At 35.1% G+C, this 23,684-nt stretch carries 8 protein-coding genes; 4 read left to right on the top strand and 4 right to left on the bottom strand.

All coding sequences use genetic code 11. From position 1 onward, the window contains the following. The first annotated feature begins 212 nt into the window (after positions 1-212). The 3 genes from ACYSNM_RS10735 (at position 213) to ACYSNM_RS10725 (ending at position 2,228) form a co-directional block, all read left to right on the top strand. Entirely contained in the window at positions 213-935 is a 723-nt protein-coding gene (locus tag ACYSNM_RS10735) for a GLPGLI family protein (RefSeq protein ID WP_461756907.1), read from the top strand. Positions 936-1,026: 91 nt separating this feature from the next. Further along, positions 1,027-1,776, top strand: coding sequence for an SDR family NAD(P)-dependent oxidoreductase (locus tag ACYSNM_RS10730; protein WP_461756906.1), 750 nt, complete (start codon positions 1,027-1,029; stop codon positions 1,774-1,776). A gap of 257 nt (positions 1,777-2,033) precedes the next feature. After that, a complete protein-coding gene (locus ACYSNM_RS10725) occupies positions 2,034-2,228 on the top strand; it encodes a hypothetical protein (protein WP_461756905.1) in 195 nt (64 codons plus the stop codon). Positions 2,229-2,385: 157 nt separating this feature from the next. Here ACYSNM_RS10725 and ACYSNM_RS10720 read toward each other — a convergent pair whose 3' ends face one another. Beyond that, a complete protein-coding gene (locus ACYSNM_RS10720; RefSeq protein ID WP_461756904.1) occupies positions 2,386-3,816 on the bottom strand; it encodes an RtcB family protein in 1,431 nt (476 codons plus the stop codon). A gap of 94 nt (positions 3,817-3,910) precedes the next feature. Further along, positions 3,911-5,005, bottom strand: a complete 1,095-nt coding sequence (locus tag ACYSNM_RS10715) for a slipin family protein (RefSeq protein ID WP_461756903.1) — start codon at positions 5,003-5,005, stop codon at positions 3,911-3,913. A 743-nt stretch (positions 5,006-5,748) separates the two neighbouring features. On the opposite strand from ACYSNM_RS10715, the gene ACYSNM_RS10710 reads away from it, so the two are divergent. Beyond that, on the top strand, positions 5,749-6,771 hold the full coding sequence (locus ACYSNM_RS10710) for a helix-turn-helix transcriptional regulator (RefSeq protein WP_461756902.1): 1,023 nt from the start codon (positions 5,749-5,751) through the stop codon (positions 6,769-6,771). Between the two features lie 121 nt (positions 6,772-6,892). On the opposite strand, the gene ACYSNM_RS10705 is transcribed toward ACYSNM_RS10710, so the two are convergent. Both ACYSNM_RS10705 and ACYSNM_RS10700 read right to left on the bottom strand, forming a co-directional pair. Further along, positions 6,893-7,864, bottom strand: a complete 972-nt coding sequence (locus ACYSNM_RS10705; RefSeq protein WP_461756901.1) for a porin family protein — start codon at positions 7,862-7,864, stop codon at positions 6,893-6,895. Between the two features lie 4 nt (positions 7,865-7,868). Next, entirely contained in the window at positions 7,869-23,345 is a 15,477-nt protein-coding gene (locus tag ACYSNM_RS10700; protein WP_461756900.1) for an MBG domain-containing protein, read from the bottom strand. Positions 23,346-23,684 lie beyond the last annotated feature (339 nt).

The following is a 23,684-nucleotide window of genomic DNA, read 5'->3' as shown; positions in this document are numbered from 1 at the left end:
GACTACAATTCAAAAAGTAGAATTAAAGGATTTACAAAATACAACAGCAAGTACTCCTTAAATAATAAGATAGGATGGTGTACTTTATTTTGATTACCTCATCTATCTCTACTACTAGCTTTTGAAAGCATTTTATCTAGATTTCACACCTATTTATCTTGGTTAAAATAAGTATCTTTAAAACAATCTAACTTCTTTACTTTATATCTGTTATGAGTGATCAAAAAAAATATAATTGGATAGTTTTACTAGGGATGCTTTTACTCTCCTTTACTTTGTTTTCACAAAACATAATAGTATCCTATGGCTATAGGACCGCAATAGATACTCTTGAAAACTATACAAATAGCTATACCTTAATGTATAAAGATGGTAGGTCTTACTTTAGCAAAGATACAGCCAATCTCAAGGATTCCCTTATAGAGATAGTACCACATACTACAAGACAAAATCAGCTAATTCATTCAGAACATATAAACAAAGAATTTTATTACTTAACAGATATTAATCAAGACTCTTTATTTGCTATAATAAACAATAAACAAGTAGTAGATCGTCCGTTAGACTGGGGGTGGCAACCTAGCACAGGCACCAAAATGATTCAAGGATATCTATGTACAAAAGCTGTTTCCAACTTTATGGGGAAAGATTTTGAGGTTTGGTATACTATTGAACTTCCCTATAATACTGGGCCTGAATATTACCACGGACTTCCAGGGGTAATACTACAAGCCTCCGATGGTAGTTTTGAGTACTTGGCAACAGCCATAGAATTTCCTGATAGTCTCCAAGATATTGCAGCGCCTAAACTTCTACCAGGTAAAAAACATACCTTTTTAGAAACCCAAGTGATTCCTTTAAAACCATCAAAAGATAAACCCATTCGCAAGATGATACACGACCCTACAGAACCGTTTCGCTTTAGGGTAGATTAGATTATAAATAAAAAAAGCGCCACTTTTAGTTCTATCTACTTTTTACAAACATCTGATTTTCGTATATTTAAGTATTCTAAAAATACTAACTATGAAAACATTAGATCAAAAAGTAGCCTTAGTAACTGGTGGAGCATCTGGCATAGGATTGGCAATTGTAAAAGCATACCTCAAAGAAGGAGCCAAGGTGATGCTATCGGATATTGATCCAATTAAAGGTCAAAAAATTGTAGATGATTTAAAAAGTAAAGGCGCACAAGTGGCCTTCTTTAAAGCAGATTGCTCCTTAGCAAAAGACAATGAAGATTTAGTAAATAAAACTATAGAAGTATTTGGAAAACTAGATATTGCTTGTAATAATGCAGGTATAGCTGGAGAGGCGAATCTAACGGAAGATTATTCATTAGATAGCTGGAAAAAGGTAATTGACATTAATCTTAATGGCGTCTTTTATGGGTGTAAATACCAACTGAAAGCAATGCAAAAAAACGGATATGGGGTAATTGTAAATATGGCTTCTATACACGGTAGTGTTGCAGCTCCTTTATCTAGCGCTTATACCACTGCTAAGCATGCGGTAGTAGGACTTACAAAGAATATTGCAGTAGAATACGCCTCTAAAGGAATTCGATGCAATAGCGTTGGTCCTGGATATATTGATACTCCTCTACTTGCTCATATTCCAATAGAGCAAAGAAATGCTCTGATTGCAAAACATCCTATTGGAAGATTAGGAAAAGCAGAAGAAGTAGCTGAATTAGTACTTTTTCTAAGCTCCGAAAAGGCATCTTTTATAACAGGTGGATACTATTTAGTAGATGGTGGGTATACGGCTATATAAAGCAAAAACATACATAATTATACTTATCCAAAAAATAAGGCCAATAGAGATTTGCTTAAAATAACAAAGAGGTAAAATAATCCAATTATTTTACCTCTGTAGGGGGTGCGGGCTTGCTCCCAACACTTAGGTTGGGTCCCTCACCAGTTCATACAAATATACTATATTTAAAATACTTTCTCGTGTGTTATGAAATTCTACTTACATTGCACTGTGGATTTAAAACTCCTAAGTAAATACTTTTACATACAACAAAGATGAAAAAACTAAAACAAATAAGCATTGCTGTTTTTACCGCACTAGTGCTGAGTTCTTGCGCTGTCCAAGTGAAATCCAACGCAAATCACGATATACCTCCTGGACAAATGAAAAAGATAACAGGTTCTAAATCAGCAAAACCTTATGCCCCAGGACAAAACAAGGCTAAAAAGCACAATAAGAAACATCATTAATATATTGATATAACTTATTAATTGCTCTGTTTATAACCTATAAAAATAGCTTAACTCCATTAGAACTTTATAAGTTCTAATGGAGTTAAGCTATTTGTTTTTTGCTCACCTATCAGTAGCGGCAGACACTACTGGGTTTTGGTTCTGATCTTATTTTTTAATCTTCCCTACTCCCATCATCTGCCATACGTACAATCTTAGGTATAAATTTAGCGACAACATCTATTAACTCATCTTGGGCAGCCATCACTTGATGTATATCCTTATACGCCATAGGAGCCTCGTCTTTCCCGGCGCCTATAACTTCTACACCATGATCCTTTAGAACAGCTTTAATATCATTGGTTTTTAAATTTTTAATTGCCTGAGTACGGCTCATTTGTCTTCCCGCGCCATGAGAGGCAGAGTTCAGAGCTTGCGCTTCTCCTTTTCCTCTTACTAAAAACCCTGGTGCTGTCATAGATCCTGGAATGATTCCCATTACTCCTTTAGCTGCAGGAGTAGCACCTTTACGGTGAACAATCACCTCTTTACCTTGGTAGGTTTCTTTCCAAGCGAAATTATGGTGGTTTTCAATCTTTGCTAATACCTGGGCTCCAATAGCACTTGTTAACTTAGCATGAATCACCTCATGGCAAGCAGAGGCGTAATCACCAGCCAAGTTCATCAGTGTCCAATATTCCTGACCTGCTTGTGAATTCATATCCAAATAAGCTAAATTCTTAGCCTCATTAGGCAACTTACATACTCCCTTGGCAATATTAGTATACTGTCCTGCAATAGTAGCTCCAAGACCTCTAGATCCCGAATGGGTTAATAAAGCTAAATAAGTTCCTTTTTCTATATTTAGAACCTCATCGGTCTTCTCAAACTCCATCAATCCCCATTCTACGAAGTGATTTCCTCCTCCTGAAGAACCTAATTGTTCCCATGCTTTATCCTTTAAGTTTCGTATAAAAGGATTTAGGTTAAATTCGTCTCGATCTAAAATAGCATGCTGTGACTTATACTGTCCTAAAAACCCATGTCCAGCCCCAAATTTGGTATGCTTTACTAACTGTTCTTTTAATAGATTTTCCATTGCGTAGAACTCTAGGCCTTTTATATCAAAAATAGATAAAGCCATTCTACATCCTATATCTACTCCTACTCCATATGGAATAATAGCATCTTGTGTGGCTAAAACCCCACCAATAGGTAAACCATAGCCAAAGTGAGCATCAGGCATTAAGGCTCCTGCAACTGCAACGGGTAATTTTACCGCTACCTCCATCTGTTCTATAGCTCCCTTTTCAATATGTTGGGCCCCAAACACTTTATAAGGTACTGCTTCCTTTTTTAAGGGGATTACCTCATTTTCTATTTCTTTCTGCTCCCCTTGAATAATTGCTCTAGCTAATTTTCCAAAAATAGGATGGCTAATATAATCTTGCGCACCATCTAATACTTTTTTATAATGTTCTAGCATCTGTTTTTTTGTAAGGCCTGTTCTTTTCTTATTGGCCTGTAGAGCAACTTTAAGGATACTTGACTCAGGATAACCTAAGTCTATTAAATCATTTCCATTTATTGGGGTGTTCTTTTTCATTTTAATTCTTTTTCACTGTGGTTAAATGTACTCTTTTAAAAATAAAAGAGCATTAACCAGCATAATTAGGACAATATGTTTTGTTTTATCTGTTTTATCTAGCAAATACTTCTTTGAGCTGTGTTAGTACATTCCCACCTCCAGATAAGCTGATTTCTCCAACTTTATCTGCAATCTTCTCAATGTACTCCATCTCTTTTAATCGCATAAGCATATCGTTTTCCTCCATGAGTTTGGCAGTATTTAGCAAACTTCTTGTAGCGGCAGTTTCCTCTCTACGAGTAATCATATTTGCTTGGGCTTTTTTCTCGGCAATCAAGACCTGGTTCATAATCTCACGAATATCCCCTGGCAAGATAATATCCCTGATACCACATGTCTTTAAGGCAATACCTAAAGCGCTAACTTGCTCTTTGGCATCTTGCAAAATACTTTGGGATACATTTTCTTTATTGTCCATTAACTCATCAAAAGACATACGGCCTACCTTTTCTCTTAACAATAGCTGAATAGTAGCATACATCTGTTTCTCTGCATCCTTATTCTCACAATAAGCCTTCAAAAAATCCTCTACTTGAAACACAGCAGTAAAGCTTACCCTTAGCTGTACCTTGTCTTTAGTTAAGATTTCCTGGCCATTAATTTCCATGGTCTGCTGACGTGTATCTACCATAGCAATATGAACTTTGATATCGTTTTTCCAATAGCTGTATTGCCCAGGGTTTAAAATCCCTTTGAACTGCTCATCCACAAAAAGTAGTCCTTTTTCATTAGCACCTACAGTGTAATTTCTTAGAAAACAGGACATATTGGCCTTATTCCTAATACTTCTGTGAATACTTGAAGCAACTTCTATATCGCTAATTGTATAACGCTCAAATCTGTACATTTTAGCTTTTTTCCAAAAGATATAACGCCCAGAAGAAAGTACAGTATGAAATACTTTATTCTTATAGACTAATACTACTTCATTATCCATCACATCGATAACCTCTAAGAGATTCGCTAAATCACTATTCTCTAATAATGCATCTATATCCTGTCCATAGGAAAACATTTCTGATGTATTATACTGCGTAACTTCCCTTTTACCCCACAACCAATAGTTTCCTTGGGTATATACTTTATCTAATTCTCCTTGTTTAAAAACTAAGGCTACATGATTGGTTTTTACTTGTAATTTTTTCATAACTATATCTTTATTTTTTTTGTCATTGCTTATAAAGCAGCAGTCCTAACTAAAGTCAACTAGCGCTCAGCGGAACAATAAATTGTCTAATAAACAGAATTACTCGTCTATAGTCTAGAGCACTTTAAAAAAAGTAAGTGACTCGTCCTATACAATCCCTAATCCTTTTTTATGTAGACTAATCTATCATTCAGGCTTTACTAGCTTTTCAATAAGCTTCTATAAAAGAAACAGATTAAAAACCCCTGTTAGACTGCGCTTTTAAAAATGGAGGATTTTTATTGAAGTCCTGCCTCACTTCTTCCATATTTGCTTTTAAGGCAACTGTCATTCTACTCTAACCCCTTTGGTTATACTGCATTTGCAATAGTGGGACTTTAACCCACGACCCGAATCACATAACTAAACCACTAGTCATTCCTTTAATAGAATGTGAGGAGTCGAACCTCATTGATCTATTTCTACAAACAGAATAAGAGAAACTATTGTGTCTTACTTCCGCGCTATACAGAAACGCTTCCAAGGTTTGCATCTTTCGAACATTACAAAGATGCATACCAATGTGCGCAAACTAATTACGCAGTATAATTTTATTTCAATTAATTTTTCAAAACATTAAAAATCAATTCATTAAATATAATAAATCGTAAAAAAACAGTAAACAAACGACATAGTACGCATTTACTCTGCGTAGTTAAAAGTAAAAACAGTATATTTGATATGAAAACAGATCAAAATAAAGCATGGCAACAAATAAATTAGCATTACTGCGCTACCGTCTTTTGGATGAATGTCTACAAAATAGATTTAGAAAATGGACCTTAAATGACCTTATTGAAAAGGTTGCAGATGGCCTATACCAATACGAAGGAATTGAAACAGGTATTAGCAAGCGTACCATTCAAATGGACATTCAAACCATGCGAAGCGACACCTTAGGGTATAATGCACCAATTATTGTTGTAGACAGAAAGTACTATACCTATGAAGATCCAAGCTATAGTATTAGAAACTCTCCATTTACCGAGACCGATATGGACAAGCTTAAAGAGGCTGTTTCCATTTTAAAACACCTCAATGGTTTTAGTCAAGTTCAAGAGATGAGTGAAGTTATTGCCAAATTAGACAATAACCTATTAACCCATAAGACAAAGGCTCCGAGTTATATTCAATTGGAAGGTAATCCCCTATTAAAGGGAATAAAGTTTATTACCCCGCTTTATGAGGCCATCAAAAATAAGCAGACTCTTTTAATTGAGTATAAATCCTTTAAATCCAAAGAAGCTACCAAGTTGTTTTATTATCCTTATTTACTAAAGGAATACCGCAACCGCTGGTTTTTAATTACTAGAAGTAATAAGACTTCTCATCTACTTACTCTTGCTTTAGATAGAATGTTACAGGTACATAGTATACCATCAGAACCCTATGTAGAATACACAGGAGTTGATTTTGAAAGATATTTCCAAGATGTATTAGGGGTTACTAAAACACAAATGGACCGCGCTCAAAAAGTAATACTTTGGGTGAATACTTATCATGCTCCCTATGTCAAGACAAAGCCCTTACACCCCTCCCAACAGGTATTAGAGCACAATGAAAAAGGCATGACAATACAATTAAATGTAGTACCTAACTTTGAATTAGAACGTGAGATCTTAGGTTTTGGAGAAGCCATGGTAGTTATCTCTCCACGTTTTTTACAACGACAGATTGCCAAACGAGTAGAGAAAATGCACCAACAGTATTTGAAGCGAGAAATCTAAGGTTTATGCTAAATAATAAAAGAACAACTGAAACAAAAAAAAGAACCGCATATCCTAAAATATACGGTTCTAATCTATTATAATTATTTCTTATTTTTTGTAAAATACACTAGAGGTAAAACTACCCTCCGAAACTATAGGAGAGTTTCACTCCAAAATTATGTGCCTTAAATTTCTTGGCATTGGCTTGATAAATACTGTTGAGTACAATTGGATTTTCCACTATCCCCTGGTACTCCACCAAATGAACATTATTTGTTTTACCAGTAGTTTGGGAGGATAGTGCTACATCCATAAATAAGGACACATGTATAAAGTCAAAATTGCCAATCTCTATCTTTGTTCCTACTTCAAGAAGATAGGAAAATCTAAAGTCTCTTTTTTGTTTACTACTTTGACTCCAATCTCCTAAATCACCAAACCCTAAATAAAGCGGCTGGTCAAACTCCACATCATACTGTGGGAAATAAGCCCTTGTTTGCAAGTCCTCTACTTTTAAATTCACTTTATTTTTAAGTGGCATTCCAAACTTAAATCCAGTTCTAGCATATACTTTACCTTGATCTAAAATATCATAATGTACTAAAACAGGAATAGACAAATAAGCCATATTCCATTTTTGGGTAACTTTTTGACTAGAGTACTTAAATATAAAAGCTTCTTCTTCTATATCGAATGTCTCGTATTCTCCCCTACTATCCTTAGCAGTTACCTTAGAGTTTAATTGACTATACTCTAAACCTACAACTATTGCCCAGTGGTAATCCAAGGCATACTTATAGTTTACTCCCAAATTAAAACCCCCTTCTACTTTACCTGAATACCCAGAAGGTACTTTGGTTAATGAAGTGAAATTAACCCCTGCATAAAACTCTAGGTTTTTATAATCTAAAGGAAAAAGAGGATTATTTGCAAACGGTGAATTTTTCAAAAAAGGTAATTCATCTGAATCTTTTACTTCTTTAGCCTGTAGTAAGCACCCCGTGCACAAGAACAAAAAAAGCACTGTTTGTTTGAAGTTATTTTTAGTAGGTATTAAACAAAGTAAACTTTGTTTAATACCTCTTTCTAATTTATTTATAGTTGTCTTCATTCTATTATTTTTTAACCATTAATGTAAAGGACTTCAATTTGTTATTGTATCTCAGAACTAAGAAATACAGACCTTCTGTTAAGTTATTATTGATGTTTACTTGAGATAAAGTATTTTGTAAATCTCCACTAGCTACAAGCTGTCCCTTGATGGTATATAACTGATAAAACGCACCATTAAACTGCTCACTTGGGAAATCAAAACGTATAGATACATCCTCTCCAATTCTAACTGGGTTAGGAGCTACTTCAATATTATAAGTAGCTTGAGCATCAAAACTTACCTCACAGGTATGGATTACCTCTCCATCCAAAGTAGTTAAGATTGCAGAATACTCAGCATTTCTATCAATCACATCATTTATAGTTTGACCAGCGCTGTATACTTGACCCGATGCAATTAACTCCTGATTTTTGAATATCTGGAAATCTTTAAATTGGAATCCTCCATTGGTTAGTGGATTATTGTTTATAAAGATCAGATTATCATACTTGGTCATTAATACATTAGAGGTATCTGGAGCAACCTCAAACTCTATAGTAAATTCCTTAGTAAGACCGCTACTTGTCGATAGTGTTATTACTAAATCCTCCGATACAGGCTGTCCATTTACAACGGCCACTTTGAAGTCTTTACCTGGAGTTACCTTTGTGTTTGGATCCGTTACTACCTCTACTTCAATAAAGGCCTGGTCTTGTAAACAAGATAAAGGTATTCTCATAATAGGAGATACATCTGTATATACCTCACCATTGATAATTAACTTATCTATCTCTAAGTTTCCTCCCTCTACTATTAGGTCTTGTGTTAGAGAAACAGCATTGTAATTATGATTCCCTTTTTGGGTTGCAGTTACCTTCATACTTCCCACCTGACTAACTGTTACTAATCCATCTATTGTTCCACTAGCTACATCACTTGGTTTTTTATCCTGGTAAGAGTATTCAATTGCCAAGCCACTTGTCGCACTAGCTTTTAATTGAAGGGTTTTAGTTTCATTGATGTCCACTACTATAGTAGAGTCAAAACCTATAATTTGTTGGTCTGCCTTTCTAATTTGGAAAGTAGAACCAATAAATTCAAGGTCATAATTGGCATTAGCCTCTAAGGTTCCTTGCTCAATTGGATAACTTCCTACATCTTCTCCACTTTGACGATCTAAAGACCCTTTAAGTAAAGTACTAGAAGATTCTCCAGTTGGAATACCACTTACACTGTAAGTGAATACAGGATCCTTTTGCCCATATATCTTAGCTCCATTTTCGGCTAAAACTATCAATTTAGAAGCAACAATTTGCAATTGAGCACCAGAGAAATCAACAGTATAATTACTATTAGACACTAAGCTTCCTTTGGTAATAGCATATTTTCCAACGTTCTCTCCTTTTTGTCTGTCTAACTTACCATTCAATACCTTATCAGCTGCATCTTGGAATTGTAGTCCTTGTACCTCATAAGACAACTCAGGATCTTTCTGCGAATAAACCTTCAGCTGATTATTAGCTTTTACCTTTAAGGTACTCGGTGTTATACTCAGCTCATTACTACTAAAGTTAATAGAATAATTTTCACTAGCTCTTAAGCTTCCTTGGTTGATAGTATACTTTCCAACATTCTCTCCTGCAGATCTTTCTAAGCTACCTGTCAATTGATCCTCATAAGCCATTTCACTTACCTCATAAGTCAATACAGGATCTATTTCACCATAGATTTTTTGCTGAGCCTGAGCCTGTATATCCAATTGCAATGGAACAATCTCTAAAGTATTACTCACAAGAACTGGCTCTTGGTAATTGGAATTACTCTCTAAAGAACCAATGCCAATGGCATAACTACCAACATCTTCTCCTTGGTCTCTTAAAAGACTACCCCAAACTATTTGATCTGGGCTTTGATCATATTGCATTCCTTCTACCTGATAGGTAAGCTCTGGGTCAATTTGACCATAAGTTTTAGTTTGATGATCCACTACAATTTTCAAACTTGCAGGATTGATCAACAACTTAGCTCCTTGGTAAGTCAGGTCATAGTTATTATTAGCAACCAATGATCCTTGTAAAACAGAATACTCCCCAACATCATTTCCTCTTACACGGGTTAAACTACCCTCTAATGTATCCTGATATACTAATCCATTAGCTTTATAAGTAAGGGCAGGATCTGCCTGTCCATACATTTTACTTTGAGCATCTGCTTGTATGGTTAAAGCAGCTTTTGTAATAGTTAGATAATTCGAAGAGTACTCAAAGGTGTAATTGTTCCCAGGATTAATACTTCCTTTTTCAATTAAATAGGTTCCAACTTCAAGGCCTGATTCTCTTTCTAAACTACCTGTAATTACACTTTCTGTATCCCCATTTTCAAGCCCTTGTACTTGGAAAGACAATTGCTTATCTGCTTGTCCATATACCTGGTTTTGAGCATCTGCAACAATGGTTAATTCCGCAGGCACAATATCTAAATAGTCTTCTATGAAGGTCACTTTATTACCTTCTCTAGAGGCTAAGGTCCCTTTGGTAATTGCATATCTACCTACATTTTCTCCTGCAGGGCTATTAGCCTGTTCTCTAGTTAACTCACCTATCAACACATCATTTCTAGTTAAGCCTGAAACCGCATAAGACAATCCTGGCTCCTGTTGTCCATAAACTTTATAAGCAGCAATAGCCGTTACGGTAATTTCATTTTCAGTAATATAAAACACACCTGGTATATAATCAATAATATAGTTGGCATTAGCCTTTAAACTACCTTGACGTATAGCGTACTTACCTAATCCATCTCCTGGATCTCTTTCCAAAGATCCATGAAGAACACTTAAAGTGGAATCACTATATTCAAAGCCATGGGTTTCAAAAGTCAACACAGGATCTTCAGTGTCGAATACCTTACTTTGATTATTGGCCTCAACTATTAGCTTCTTAGGAGTAATTTCAAAGTTGTTCTTTTTATAAACAAGTGTATAGTTAGGAGTTGCTTTTAAACTACCTTGTAAAATACTATAAACATTTACCTGTTGACCAGGCTCTCTTTGTAGCTCTCCACTTAAAACTTGGGTTTGTTTATCTTTATTTGTCAAACCGCTCACAAGGTAAGTTAACCCTGGGTCTATTGAACCATACACTTTAGTCTTAGCCGCTGCAGAAACTACTAACTCAGCAGGGGTAATACTTAAATCAGCACCCTTGAAATCTAAGTAGTAATTCTTATCCACTACTAGCTTATCCTCTAAAATAGGGTAGTCTCCTACATTCTCTCCCCCTTGTCTATACAAAGATCCTTTTAAAACATCTATTTGTTTATCGTTTGCTTTTAATCCCGTCACAGTATACTGAATACTCGGGTCTGCAGAACCATACACTTTAGACTGTGGCTCAACCTCTAGAGTTAGAGCAGCAGCAGTAATATTTAAAACCGAAGGTACAAATTCAAAAGAGTAATTTCCATTGGCTTTTAAATCTCCTTTTTCAATAGAGTACTTCCCTACATTTTCTCCTTTTTGACGGCTTAGGCTACCTGTAAAGACAGTCTCTTGGTCTTCCTGGTTTTGTAATCCTTCTACTGTATAATCCAATATTGGATCTGCATCTGCGTAGATCTTCGTCTGAGGATTTGCAGAAACAGTTAACTTACTTTTTGTAATAGTAAAGTCTGCTGGCTTATAGGTGATATAATAGTTGTTATTAGAAGATAAGTCTCCTTCTAAAATAGAATATTTTCCAACATTCTCTCCTTCTTCTCTTTTAATATCACCAGTTAATACCTGCTTTTGTGTTTGGTTGAAAACCAATCCTTGGGTATTGTATTTTAATACAGGGTCGTTCTCTCCATACACCTTTTGAGCAGCAATGGCAGAAATAATTAGCTCTTTACTTTCAATAGTAAAAGTAGCAGGATCAAACTTCAACTCATAGTTATCTGAGGTTTCTAAACTACCTTCTAAAATAGAATATTCCCCTACATCTTCTCCTTTTTCTCTAGTTAACTTCCCTTTAAGTACCTCATCTACTTTATCCCATGAAGCTACTCCTTGGTACTGATAATCTAAAACAGGATCTACTTGTCCATATACCTTACCATGGGCAATAGCGTGTAGGTAAAGAGGACTTTTTAAGATAGTAAAGGTACTATGGGTAAAAGAAATACTGTAATTCTTCCCTGCATCTAAAGTTCCTCGTTCTATAAAGTACACCCCAACATCTCTATTGCCTTCTCTTACTAAATTACCCGTTAAAATCGCTTTTGTATCTCCATTTTGGAATCCTTCTACTGTGTAGGTTAAAACAGGATCAGCATTTGCATAAAGCTTTGTAACCGAATCAGCCACTACAGCAAGCTCAGCTGGAGTAATGTTAAACTCATCTTCAATAAATTTTAATTTATAGTTACTTTTCACCTCTAAGGTTCCTCGTACAATTTTGTATGTTCCTACATTCTCCCCTTGTTCTCTTTCTAATTTTCCAGTTACAGAGTCTCCAGGCTGTAATCCTGTAATGACATAAGTTAGCTCCGGATCACCTTGTCCATACACTTTACTTTGAGCATCTGCTAAAACAGTTACTTGTTTTTCTGTGATATGAAACACTCCTTCTATAAAATCAATATTATAATTAGCATTACTTTTTAAACTGCCTTGCAAAATAGCATACTCACCTATGTCTTCTCCTGACTTTCTAGCTAGCTTTCCTACTAATACATTATCTTTTGAATCACCACTAGCAAAACCTGTGGCTAAATAATTCAATTCAGGATCTTTTTCCCCGAATATCTTACCTGTATTTTGAGCCTCTACTTTTAACTCTAGTGGTGTAATGGTGAATTTACCATCTGTGAAACTCATCGTATAGTTCTTATTACTTTCTAGAGTTCCTTGCTCAATTGGATAGGTGCCAACATTTGTTTGTGTAACATTCTTTAAACTTCCAGAAATAACATCTCCAATAATATCCTGGTTGACTAAATCCTCTTTATTATACCCAAAGGTTAAAGGTGGTTTGTTTTGAGCATAAGGGCTTGTTTTATCCTCTGCCCATACCTTTAAAGGCGCTGGAGTAATCGTTAATTTACCCTCCACGTACTTTTGGATAGTATAGTTTTTATTTACTACCAACTCATCTCCATGAATAATATACTCCTTAACATCTTGTCCAGGATCTCTTGTAAGAACTCCTCTTACTATTTCTTCTTTAGTCTGACCGTAAACTAATCCTTCTACTTGGTAAGTAAAAGCCTTATCGGATTGTCCGTATACTTTAGTCTGGTTATCGGCAGTAATTACTAAGCCTTTTGACTCCACGGTTAGCTCCCCTGGTTCAAAGACTATAATATAGTTTGGATCAGGTGTAAGATTTCCTTGCTCAATTACATAGGTTCCTACCTCTGGCTTATCTTGTGTAGATAAACTACCACTTAATACACTACTTGCTTCTTGTCCAGGTAAAAGACCAGATACGCTATAAGGTAGATTAACAGGCTCTGTCCCATAAGTTAAAGTAACATCATCGGCTTTAACCGTTAAAACACGTTGAGTAATACTCAATATACCAGGGGTATAGTCAATATTATAATTACCTGTTACATCCTCTAAAGTACCTCGAGTGATAGTATGATCTCCTAGAGCTTCTCCTGGTGTACGAGAAAGCTCGCCTTTTAATACATCTTCAGCGGAATCATCGAATTGTAAACCATCTACCTGGTAGGTAAATGCCGGATCATTCTGACCAAACTCTTTACTTACATTATCAGCTTTTACTGTTAATTCAGCTTTTGTAATAGTTAATACATTAGAATTAAAAGTAGTAATATTATAGTTTCCATTAGAGTTTAAGTGCCCTTTTTCAATGGCATAGGAGCCAACATTTTCTCCTTCTTCTCTAGTTAAAACACCTTGTAAAGCATCTTTAGGCTCTTGCTGGTATACTAAGCCCTCAACAGTAAAGGAAAGCACTGGATCAATTTGTCCATATATTTTTTCTGCTGGCTTAGCACTAATAGTCAAAGGAGCCGGAGTTATGGTGTAATTTCCTTGAGTAAACGACATAGAATAATACGGCGTACTTTCAAGACTTCCTCTTAAGATCAAATAACTACGAGCATCTGTTCCTTGCTCTCTGGCTAATTTACCAGATACAACCGCATTAGTGTCCCCATTTACTAATCCTTCCACAGTATAATCTAAAGACGCTTCTGCACCTCCATAGACTACACTTTTATTATTAGCTATAACCTTTAACACAGCCTTGTTAATTCTTAAAACACCACTAGTAAAATCAATAGTGTAATTATTATTCGATAATAAAGTTCCTTGTACAATATTAGATTGTAATGGATTAACAGTCTCTTCTATATTTAACTGTCCATTAAGTACATTTTGCTCAGAATCATTATACTGCCATCCGCTTGCCTTATAGGTTAACTCAGGAGTATTTTGTCCATAAGTCATATTTTGATCCACTGCCTTAATTTTTAAGACAGCAGGCGAAATTGTAAATAGAGCAGACTTAAATTCTGACACTTCATAGTTATTATTAGGCTTTAAAGTTCCTTGAAGTATAGTATACTCCCCTACATTTTCATTTTGCTCTCTAGATAAAGCCCCTGTAAATACCTGGCTTGCTAGCTCATTGTATTGTAATCCTTCTACTTTATATAAAAACTCTTTATCCTCTTGTCCATAAATTTTAGAGGAAGCCATAGGTGTAACAATAAGTTTAGCTGCACCTATCACTAAATCATTACCTATATAATCGATTTCATAGTTATTATTTCCTTCAACTAATGCTACACCTCCTTGATTAATAGGATATACTCCTTTTTCCTTACCAGGTTTTCTGGTTAAACTTCCCTGTAATATTGCACTGTTATCTCCAGAAACAAAACCAGAAACGCTATAATCTAACTCTGGATCTACCTGTCCATATATTTTATTTTTTGCATTGGCAGTGATAGTTAATTCAGCTGGTGTAATACTAAAATATGCTCCCTTAAAGGTTACTGTATAATTATCTGCTCCTACTGTGTCTTTAATAGTAATAGCATAACTACCTACATTCTCTCCTTGTGCTCTTTCTAAAGTCACTTCGATTTCATCGCTAGCTAACTTTCCTGAAAACTCAGGAGATAATAAAACAGGATCTGGCTCTCCATAGACTTTCTCTTGAGCAAGTGCGCTTATGATTAAAGCTGCCTTTTCAATAGTGAAATTAGCCTCGCTGTAAGTCAATTTATAATTATCCCCAGCAGCTAAGGTGTTTTGCAGAATCGTATATTTACCAACATTCCCTCCAGGTTTACGGCTTAATTCACCTGTAAAACTATCTCCTTGCATTAAACCTTCAGAAGTATAACTATAGGATGCAGGATCCTGTGTTCCATAAACTTTACTAGAAGGAGTTGCCCAAACATGAACTGGAGCTGGCGCTATAACCATATTAGCTTTCAACTCTAAATTTTGGTAATTACTTCCTTTATCTACTAAGGCCTTCACTATATAGGTTCCAACATTAACAGGAGCCTCTTCTAATGAATTATCATCATCATCGGTATCAGCATTAGCTTCAAAATAAGTATAAGTAACCTGATTTGTAGAAACATCCCCATCAACCAAAATACTCTGGCCTTGTTTGTTGTACACAAAAGAAGCATCACTTAAAGTCACGTCATCAATAGGAGCTGGAGTAATATTTAATGTTCCTTGAAACACTCCTTCCTGGTAATTTGTTCCTCTATCAACAGTAACGGTCAAAGTATATACTCCAACATCTGTAGGACATTCTTTTGAACTATATCCATTTGGACCTGTATAAAGTTTTTCAATTTTATCACCCTGTTCTAAGCCTTCCACCTCTAAACAAATTGGCTTTCCTTCATAGAATTCTTCACTATCTATTACTTCTACTCCTTGAATAGGAGCAGGCTTGATAGTCAAGGTGCTATTTAAAGTTAAGGTAGCAATACCTTGACCATAAACTAATGCTTCAACTGCATAATCCCCAACATCAATAGGCCTATCAACAAGCACAATCCCATTACTATCGGTATAAGTATAAGTATCAAAAGCACCATTAGGAACATCGCCTGTAACCTCTAAACTATGTGGTTGTCCATCATAAGTAAATGTCATTGGATTTAAAATTAAATCTCCTGATACATCTTTAGTTACAATAGTAAGAATTGCATTCCCTTGCCAAGGATTGTAATTTTCTCCTCTAGTAACGGTTGCACTCACATAATATTTGCCATCCAAAATTGCATCATTGACTCTATTTCCTGGTGTACCGTCAGCATTAGCTTGGTAATAAACATATTCAACATCATCATCAGGTTCATTTCCTTGTACCTTTATGGTAATAACTTCTCCTGTATAAGTAGCCGTTTGATCTTCAAAAGTAATTCCTTCTATATTACCTTTTACTATAGTTATAACCCCCGATAATTCCTTAATCTGGTAATTATTACTACGATATACTGTTGCATTTGTTGTTTGACTTCCCAACTCTTCACGAGAATTATAATCATCAAAGTCAACTTTATCTGTTGGCAAAGTATTTATAACGGTAAGGCTTTTTGACGTACCATCATACGGGAATGTTTGACTAGGAAGTTCCACATTAGGTATTTCTGCCTGATTAATAATTAGGCTACTTTCTAATTCTAAAGCTTCATAGTTTGGATCAGTAACTGTAGCCACTACCTTATAATCTCCTGCGTTAATAGCCTCTTGTACAACTACATCACCTAAGCTATAAGTATACTCCACCCCACTTTGATCACTAGGAAGAGCTCCTGTAATTTCAAGTTTTTTACCTTCTCCATCATAAACAAAGGACTGGGATGTAAGACTAACTCCTGGAATAGTTGTTCCAAGGGTAATTGTAAGTACACTTGGCATAAACTTATAGTCATAATTTGAGGCGGCGCTACTAGATAAAGTACCCGCAGAAATAGCATACTCCCCAACGTCTTCCCCTTCTTCTCTTGTTAACTCTCCTTCTATAGTATCCTGGTAATACAAATCACTACTTAAAGTATAACTAAGTATAGGATCTGCTTGTCCATACATTTTAGTTTGTGGGTCTGCAGTTATTTTCAGTGGAGCTTTAAATATATTTAAAACACCTGGTTCAAAGGAAAAGTCATAATTATCTATCACTTCGATATTATTTCTTTTTATCGTTAAAGTTCCTTGTAAAATTGCATAATTGGCAACATTTGTTCCTACCTCTCTAGCTAACCTACCCTGTATTTGATCATTACTTCCTACAACACCTTCTACAGAATAAGTTAAAGTTGGATCTTTTAATCCATACTGTACACTTAGATTATCTGCAATGATTTTAAGTGGAGCCTTTGTAATAGTCAAGGTAGCTTCCTTGTTTAAAACCTGATAGTTAGCCCCATTATCTAAAACTCCCTGTACTTTGTAGGTCCCAACTTCAATTGGATTGTGATCCATTTGTTGATTATTAGAATCAAAATATTGGTAATTTACTCGACTATTCTGTGGAATACTTCCTGTAAATAAAATAGTTTGCTCACTAGAGTTATATACTCTTGAGCTATTATTTAATGCAACACCTTCTATTGGAGCTGGTAAAATAGTAAGAGTCCCCTTAACTGTTTGTGTTAAGTAGTTCTCATTTCTATATACTGTAGCCTCTAAAGTATATACACCTACATTAATAGGACATTCTGAAGAGCTAACACCATTTTGATCGGTATAAACTAAAGTTAGAGTATCTGTTGGTAAGTAACCTATTACTTCCAAACACAAAGGAACTCCCTCATAATTCTCTTCAGAATCTACAATATCTACCCCTTCAATTGCTGCTTTTAATATAGTTAGTGTTGCATCTAGATTAATATCATTATAACCTTGGGCAACAACTTTAGCGCTAACCTTATAAACACCTGCAGCTATAGCGCCTCCATGTACTTCATTACCCTTACTATCTTTATAAATATAAGTAATATCTGCCCCTGGAGGAATTTCACCACTTACTTCTAAAATGTGAGGATTACCATTATAGGTTTCTTCTTTACTATCTAAGTGTACTTTATCATCACTCGATGCATTCTTAATAATAAGAGTAGCTGTTTTTTCCCAAGTTGAGTAATTAGCATTTCTAGTAACGCTTGCCTCTACGGTATATATCCCCGGCAAAATACTTTCTGTTACCGGTTTTCCATCCTTTTTATATACGTATACTACACTATCTTCCGCAGTAGTTCCTTTTACAAAAATTTTAATATTTTCTCCAGTATAGGTAATCTCTTGATCATTAAAACTCAAACCTGTAATAGGCGCTTGTTCAACTTTTAAAACTGCAGAAAGTGTTTTGTCTTTATAATTTTCATTGCGCTTTACTAAAGCCACTACATCTACTTGTCCAACATCGGTTAAACTATTATTTTGATAAGTAATATTATCTTCCGCTAGTACATTACCACTTACCTTTAAGGACTTCACACTTCCATCATATTGGAAGGTTTGGTCTTTAAGCTCTATACCTGTAATTTCAGCTGGGGTAATGGTCATATCCGCCTTTAAGGTTAAAGTAATATAGTTAGGATCACTTATTATAGCGCTTGCCTCATACACACCTGCATCTGTAGGCGAATTTACTAACTTCTCATTTTGTCTGTACTGGTATACCACCTTACTATTTTCAGAAGGCAATGTTCCTTTAATTTTTAAACCTTTGGCACTTCCATCATAAATAAAACTATCCTCTTCTAAGGTTATTCCTATAATGTTAGCAGGCAAAATAGAAAAAGTGGATCCTGTGAAAGTTAGAGTATAATTTTGCTCAGGTAGACTCAAAGTACCTTGAGTAATTTCATAATCTCCTATGTTTTCCCCAGACACTCTTTGTAACTCTCCTTGAATATTATCGTGATAATACACCTCTCCTATTTGAGTGTAAGTAAGCACAGGGTCTTTTGTCCCATAAACTTTACTACTTGGAGTAGCGTTAATTTGTACACTTGCTTTTCCTATAGTATAGTTTGCTCCTATGAAATTGAAATCATAATTACTCTCTACTAAAACTCCTTTATTATAAATATGTAAAGTTCCTTGGGTAATTGGATAATCCCCTGCATTTAAATTAGAGTTACTCTCTAGGTTACCAATTAACTGATCTGCTTGTCCAAGTTTACCTTCAGTTATAGTGTAATCTAACACTGGTTTATCTTGTCCATAAATAGTTGTCTTATCATTAGCCTTAACAGTTAATGGAGCTTTGGTAATTGTTAAAGTAGCATTGCTTACTAATGGAGCATAATTCGATCCATTACTCAAAGTTGCCTCTACATTATATACCCCAACATAAATAGGTGCATTACTCATTGAATTATTATTGCTATCACTATAAGAAAAGCTTGGAGTAGCACCTGAAGGTACATTTCCTGTAAAGGCAATACTTTGCATTTCTCCATCATAGACAAAACTCTGGTCATTAAAATACACCCCTGTAATTGGAGCAGGTAAAATCTCTAATACCCCTTTTACAGTTGCTTCATTATAATTTTCATTTCTATAAACGGTAGAAGTCAAAGTATAGACCCCCACATCTACAGGACAGTCTTCCGAGTTATATCCATTACTACTTGTATATACGCTTGTTATTTGATCTGTAGATTCATTACCCTTTAGAGTTAAACACAATGGAGTCCCTTCATATACTTCTGAACGTCCTGAAATGGATAAACCTCCTATATCTGCTTTTTTGATCTGTAAAGTAGCATTCTTGGTAACTGGTTGAACATTATCTCCTTCTAATATTCCTTCTACCTTATAAATACCTGCATTTACTGGCATTTGACTAGTAGTAGAACTCGCATCTAATACATTGGTATAAGTAATGCTTGATTGTGGATTATCTGGAAGATCACCCGTAAACTCTAAACCATGGGCTTGTCCATCGTAAGTAACGTCTCTACTTACTAAGAAAACCGCGCCATCGATATTTTTTGGTGTGATTGTTAAAGTAGCAGTATCGCTCCATGTGTTGTAATTTTTTCTTTCTACTGTTCCCGTAGCGTCATATACTCCTGGATTTATAGGAGTCACCTCTTGTCCTTTTTGGGTATAAATAAGGTTTTTTGTATCACCTGGTTGAACTCCTTTTATCTCCATAGTTATAGGATCTCCATAAGTAATAGATTCGTCATTTAAGCTCAGTCCCACTATATCTATAGGTGTAATTTCTAAGTCGGCTTTTAAAACAAGAGGTTTAAAATTTTTATCATTATCTCTACTTACAGTAGCTACGATCTCATAGTTACCCACTTCTGTATAGTCTTGCCCACTGTAACTTACAACGTCTTGATCCGTTTTCCCAGTAACAGATAAAGATTTAGGTGTCCCATCATATGGGAAACTTTCTCCTTTTAACTCAATACCAGTTATTTCTGCTTTAGTAATTATCATTTGAGCTGACAATTCCAAAGAAGTATAATTTGGATTACTGACAGTGGCCTTAACTATATAAGTTCCTGCCTCTGATGGTGCCTCCAAATTAGGCACTGTAATATCAATTACTTCATAGCTATAGCTTACTGTTGTCCCTAGTGGCAAATCTCCCTCTACCACCAAAGTATGAGGTTGACCATCATAAGTGAAATTTTGATCATTAAGCTCCAAATTGTTAAAGCTAGCGGGAAAAATCTCCAAAATAGCTCCCGTAAATTCTAAGTCGTAATTTAAAGGAGGAGCAGCTAGGGTACCTATTTCAATGTTGTAGGTTCCAACATTATCACCTGGGACTCTGGATAATTCTCCCTCAAGGCGATCTTGATTGTATAAAGTACCAACAACTTTATAAGTTAAAACAGGATCTGGTGTATTAAAGACTTTAGTCTTAGAATCAGCAATAATTGAAAGCTTTGCTGGATCAATAGTTAGGATGCCGTTTTCAAAGTTTACTGTATAATTGCTTTCTACATTCACTCCAGTATTTACTATAGTTAATCCTCCTTTAGAAATACTGTAATTTCCTATGTTTTTTCCAGTTTCTCTTGTAAGTTTACCTTGAAGAGTATCTCCAAAAAACAGCTCACCCTGTGTAATAGTATAAGTTAGCTCGGGATCGTTTTGCCCATAAGATACAGTAGCGTTATCGGCTTTAATCGTTAAAGGCGTTGGAGTGATAGAGAACTTAGAGGTTGTATCGATAATAAAATCAACGTTTGCTATACTAAAGCCATCTTTAATTTTAAAGTCATAAGTACCAACATGTTCTCCAGATTGCCTTTGAAGTAAATCTGCAGGTAAATTCAAAGAAGCTCCAGCCTGATTTACAGTATAGGTAAATGTTGGATCGCTTTGCCCATATATTTTAGATAAATTTGTCTCAGGGGTTACAACCACCTGTATAGGTAAGATTTCAAATTTTTTGGATGTATCTAAAGTGAAGGTGTAATTATCCACCTGGTTACTACCTACGGAGCTTTGTAAATTTTCAGTATTATATGAATATTTACCTACTTCTTCTCCAGGTTCTCTGGTCAATTTTCCAGTTACCGCATCCGGCTCTACAACTCCTTTTACTTTAGTTATAGTATAATCAAAACTTGAAGGGTCTTGCTGGTTAACAACTTTGGAATAGTCTTTAGGTACAATTTTAACCTGCCCAGGGGCGATTGTCAATTTTCCTGGAACAAATAAAAATTCATAATCATCCGTTGGTGGATCAAGAGCAATATTTCCTTGGCTAATGATATATTCTTGTACATTTTCTCCAGGCTCTCTTTCTAAAGAACCTACAATTTCAAAACCTTCTATTTTTGTATCTTTTGAGGAAGAATTTTCACTTTGTTGGCCAACCTGATCTAGTCCAAACTCTGTATAGGTCAATTCAGGATCCACTTCACCATAATATTTGGATAAATTATTTGCAGTGATTTTAATTAATTTTGCCTTTACCGTTACTGTTATCTCTACCGGATCACTATCACAGCCATCTACTACCGAATTAATTACAAAATACTTAGTTACTCCGACATTCTTAGTACTTGGGATAATAGGTAAGTTTTTAGGATCAATTTTTTTAGAATAATCTACCTCACCATCCTCTCCTTGCTCAAACCAGTGAACCTGACTTAAATTATCACTTGGAGATGCTTCTAGAGGAGCAGCTTTTTCTCCAAGTCCATAAACCAAGGAGGTCGTCTCTACAATAGGAGGCATAACAAATCCACAAAAATATTGATAAGCTCCCATAATATTTCTGTGTTGATCATAGCGCAAATTGCCTCCCAAGTCTTTCCCATCAAGTCCTAGGGTATTTACAAGGCCATTATAATTCAAAAGATTTCCTAAAACAGTAGGAGATGAAGTTCCAGGTACAATGGAATAATAGGGATAATCCCATTGATTTTCTTTATAAAATGTTGGTTCCAAGGTAAAAATACCTGTTTTTGGGTTCCCCATTATAGGAGCGAATTCCAACCAATCATTAGTTTCGATGACAGATTGACCATAGGTATTACCTTTACCCGAATAAAAATAGGATGGATTACTTTTCTTAGCATAATTATTAAAAATCACCATACTAACCATTTCAGATGTATAGCTGGCATTTTCACCATTTTCATTAAAAAAAAATGCTCCTGCTCTACTCTCTGCTAAGTTATCCGCAATGGTAATATTACTAAGAAATAACTGTCTTTGAGGAGTGATTTCTAATGCTCCTCCATCTTTTCGAGAATAATTTTGGTATAATAAACTACTTATAAGATATACCTTATTAGTCGGAGTTAAAGACGAACCACCACCTGTTCTAGTGGATAGTACACCACCACTACTTGAGGATTCATTAGCATGAAAAATAACATTATTAAAGATAATCGATCCTTCAGTAGCCCCTTTATAGTTCCCTAGAAAAGCTGCACCACCACTATCATACTTCATCTGCACTCCTTGTACAGTATTGCTAGAAGTTAAACCAGCATTACCACCAAAAATAGTAACACCATCTATTAGAATTTCATCCTGAACAAAAAGGTTTAAAACGCGTAGGGCATTATTGGTATTTCCCTGTATTTTCATGTTTTTTTCAGTACCAGTTACAGTAGTAGTATCATTAAAATCTCCACTTAATATAGTAACATTATTATAGGAGTCTCTTTGATCTAACTCCGTTTCATCTCCATTAAATCCACCATAAATATGCATATTCCCAGTAACGGTAAAACTTGCATATTGACCTCCATTACTACCAAAGCCACGAACATCAAAATAAGGTTTATGGGTACCTTTGGCTACCCAAATTTCGTACTCAGAGGTTTTACCCTCCAAAAACTTTAAGGCATCTGCCAAGTTCGCTGCTTTATCCCAGGAACTACCATTACCGGAAGCATCTGGTTTTACATAAACTCTACCATCTTGAGGTAAGATAGTAACAGGCCGATTTTGAGAGTACAACATAGTGGTACTAAACAATAAAACTAAGGTTAGAAAGGAGTAGATTTTTTTCATTATAAATAGATCTGAATTGATTTATACTTAAGAAATAGTGGATATACACGTGTTTTTATTTTAATAAAATTTATTTAAAATTAACAAACAATAAAACACCACCATAGAATTAATTACACTTAATTTCCATAAATTATAATTAACTCCCTATAAATTTAGCGTATTTTTTAATACAAAATCAAAACAACCTTAATTATATATAAATAAAGCTTTTAAATAAACAACATTTAATGAATTATTTGGATATTATTCAGACTACATGAAAAGCGAAAAACTACCATTCTAAATAAATTAAAATGGTAGTTTTTTCTATTTTTAAAAGACAAAAAAGTATGCTAC

The organism is Myroides sp. LJL116 (genome assembly GCF_054871685.1).
This window is presented reverse-complemented; position numbering and strand designations above follow the sequence as displayed.

What these genes read in the sequence shown, in the direction of transcription:
- ACYSNM_RS10735 (WP_461756907.1), top strand. Translation starts at nt 213, where the DNA reads ATGAGTGATCAAAAAAAATATAATTGGATAGTTTTACTAGGGATGCTT.
- ACYSNM_RS10730 (WP_461756906.1), top strand. Translation starts at nt 1,027, where the DNA reads ATGAAAACATTAGATCAAAAAGTAGCCTTAGTAACTGGTGGAGCATCT.
- ACYSNM_RS10725 (WP_461756905.1), top strand. Translation starts at nt 2,034, where the DNA reads ATGAAAAAACTAAAACAAATAAGCATTGCTGTTTTTACCGCACTAGTG.
- ACYSNM_RS10720 (WP_461756904.1), bottom strand. Translation starts at nt 3,816, where the DNA reads ATGAAAAAGAACACCCCAATAAATGGAAATGATTTAATAGACTTAGGT.
- ACYSNM_RS10715 (WP_461756903.1), bottom strand. Translation starts at nt 5,005, where the DNA reads ATGAAAAAATTACAAGTAAAAACCAATCATGTAGCCTTAGTTTTTAAA.
- ACYSNM_RS10710 (WP_461756902.1), top strand. Translation starts at nt 5,749, where the DNA reads ATGGCAACAAATAAATTAGCATTACTGCGCTACCGTCTTTTGGATGAA.
- ACYSNM_RS10705 (WP_461756901.1), bottom strand. Translation starts at nt 7,864, where the DNA reads ATGAAGACAACTATAAATAAATTAGAAAGAGGTATTAAACAAAGTTTA.
- ACYSNM_RS10700 (WP_461756900.1), bottom strand. Translation starts at nt 23,345, where the DNA reads ATGAAAAAAATCTACTCCTTTCTAACCTTAGTTTTATTGTTTAGTACC.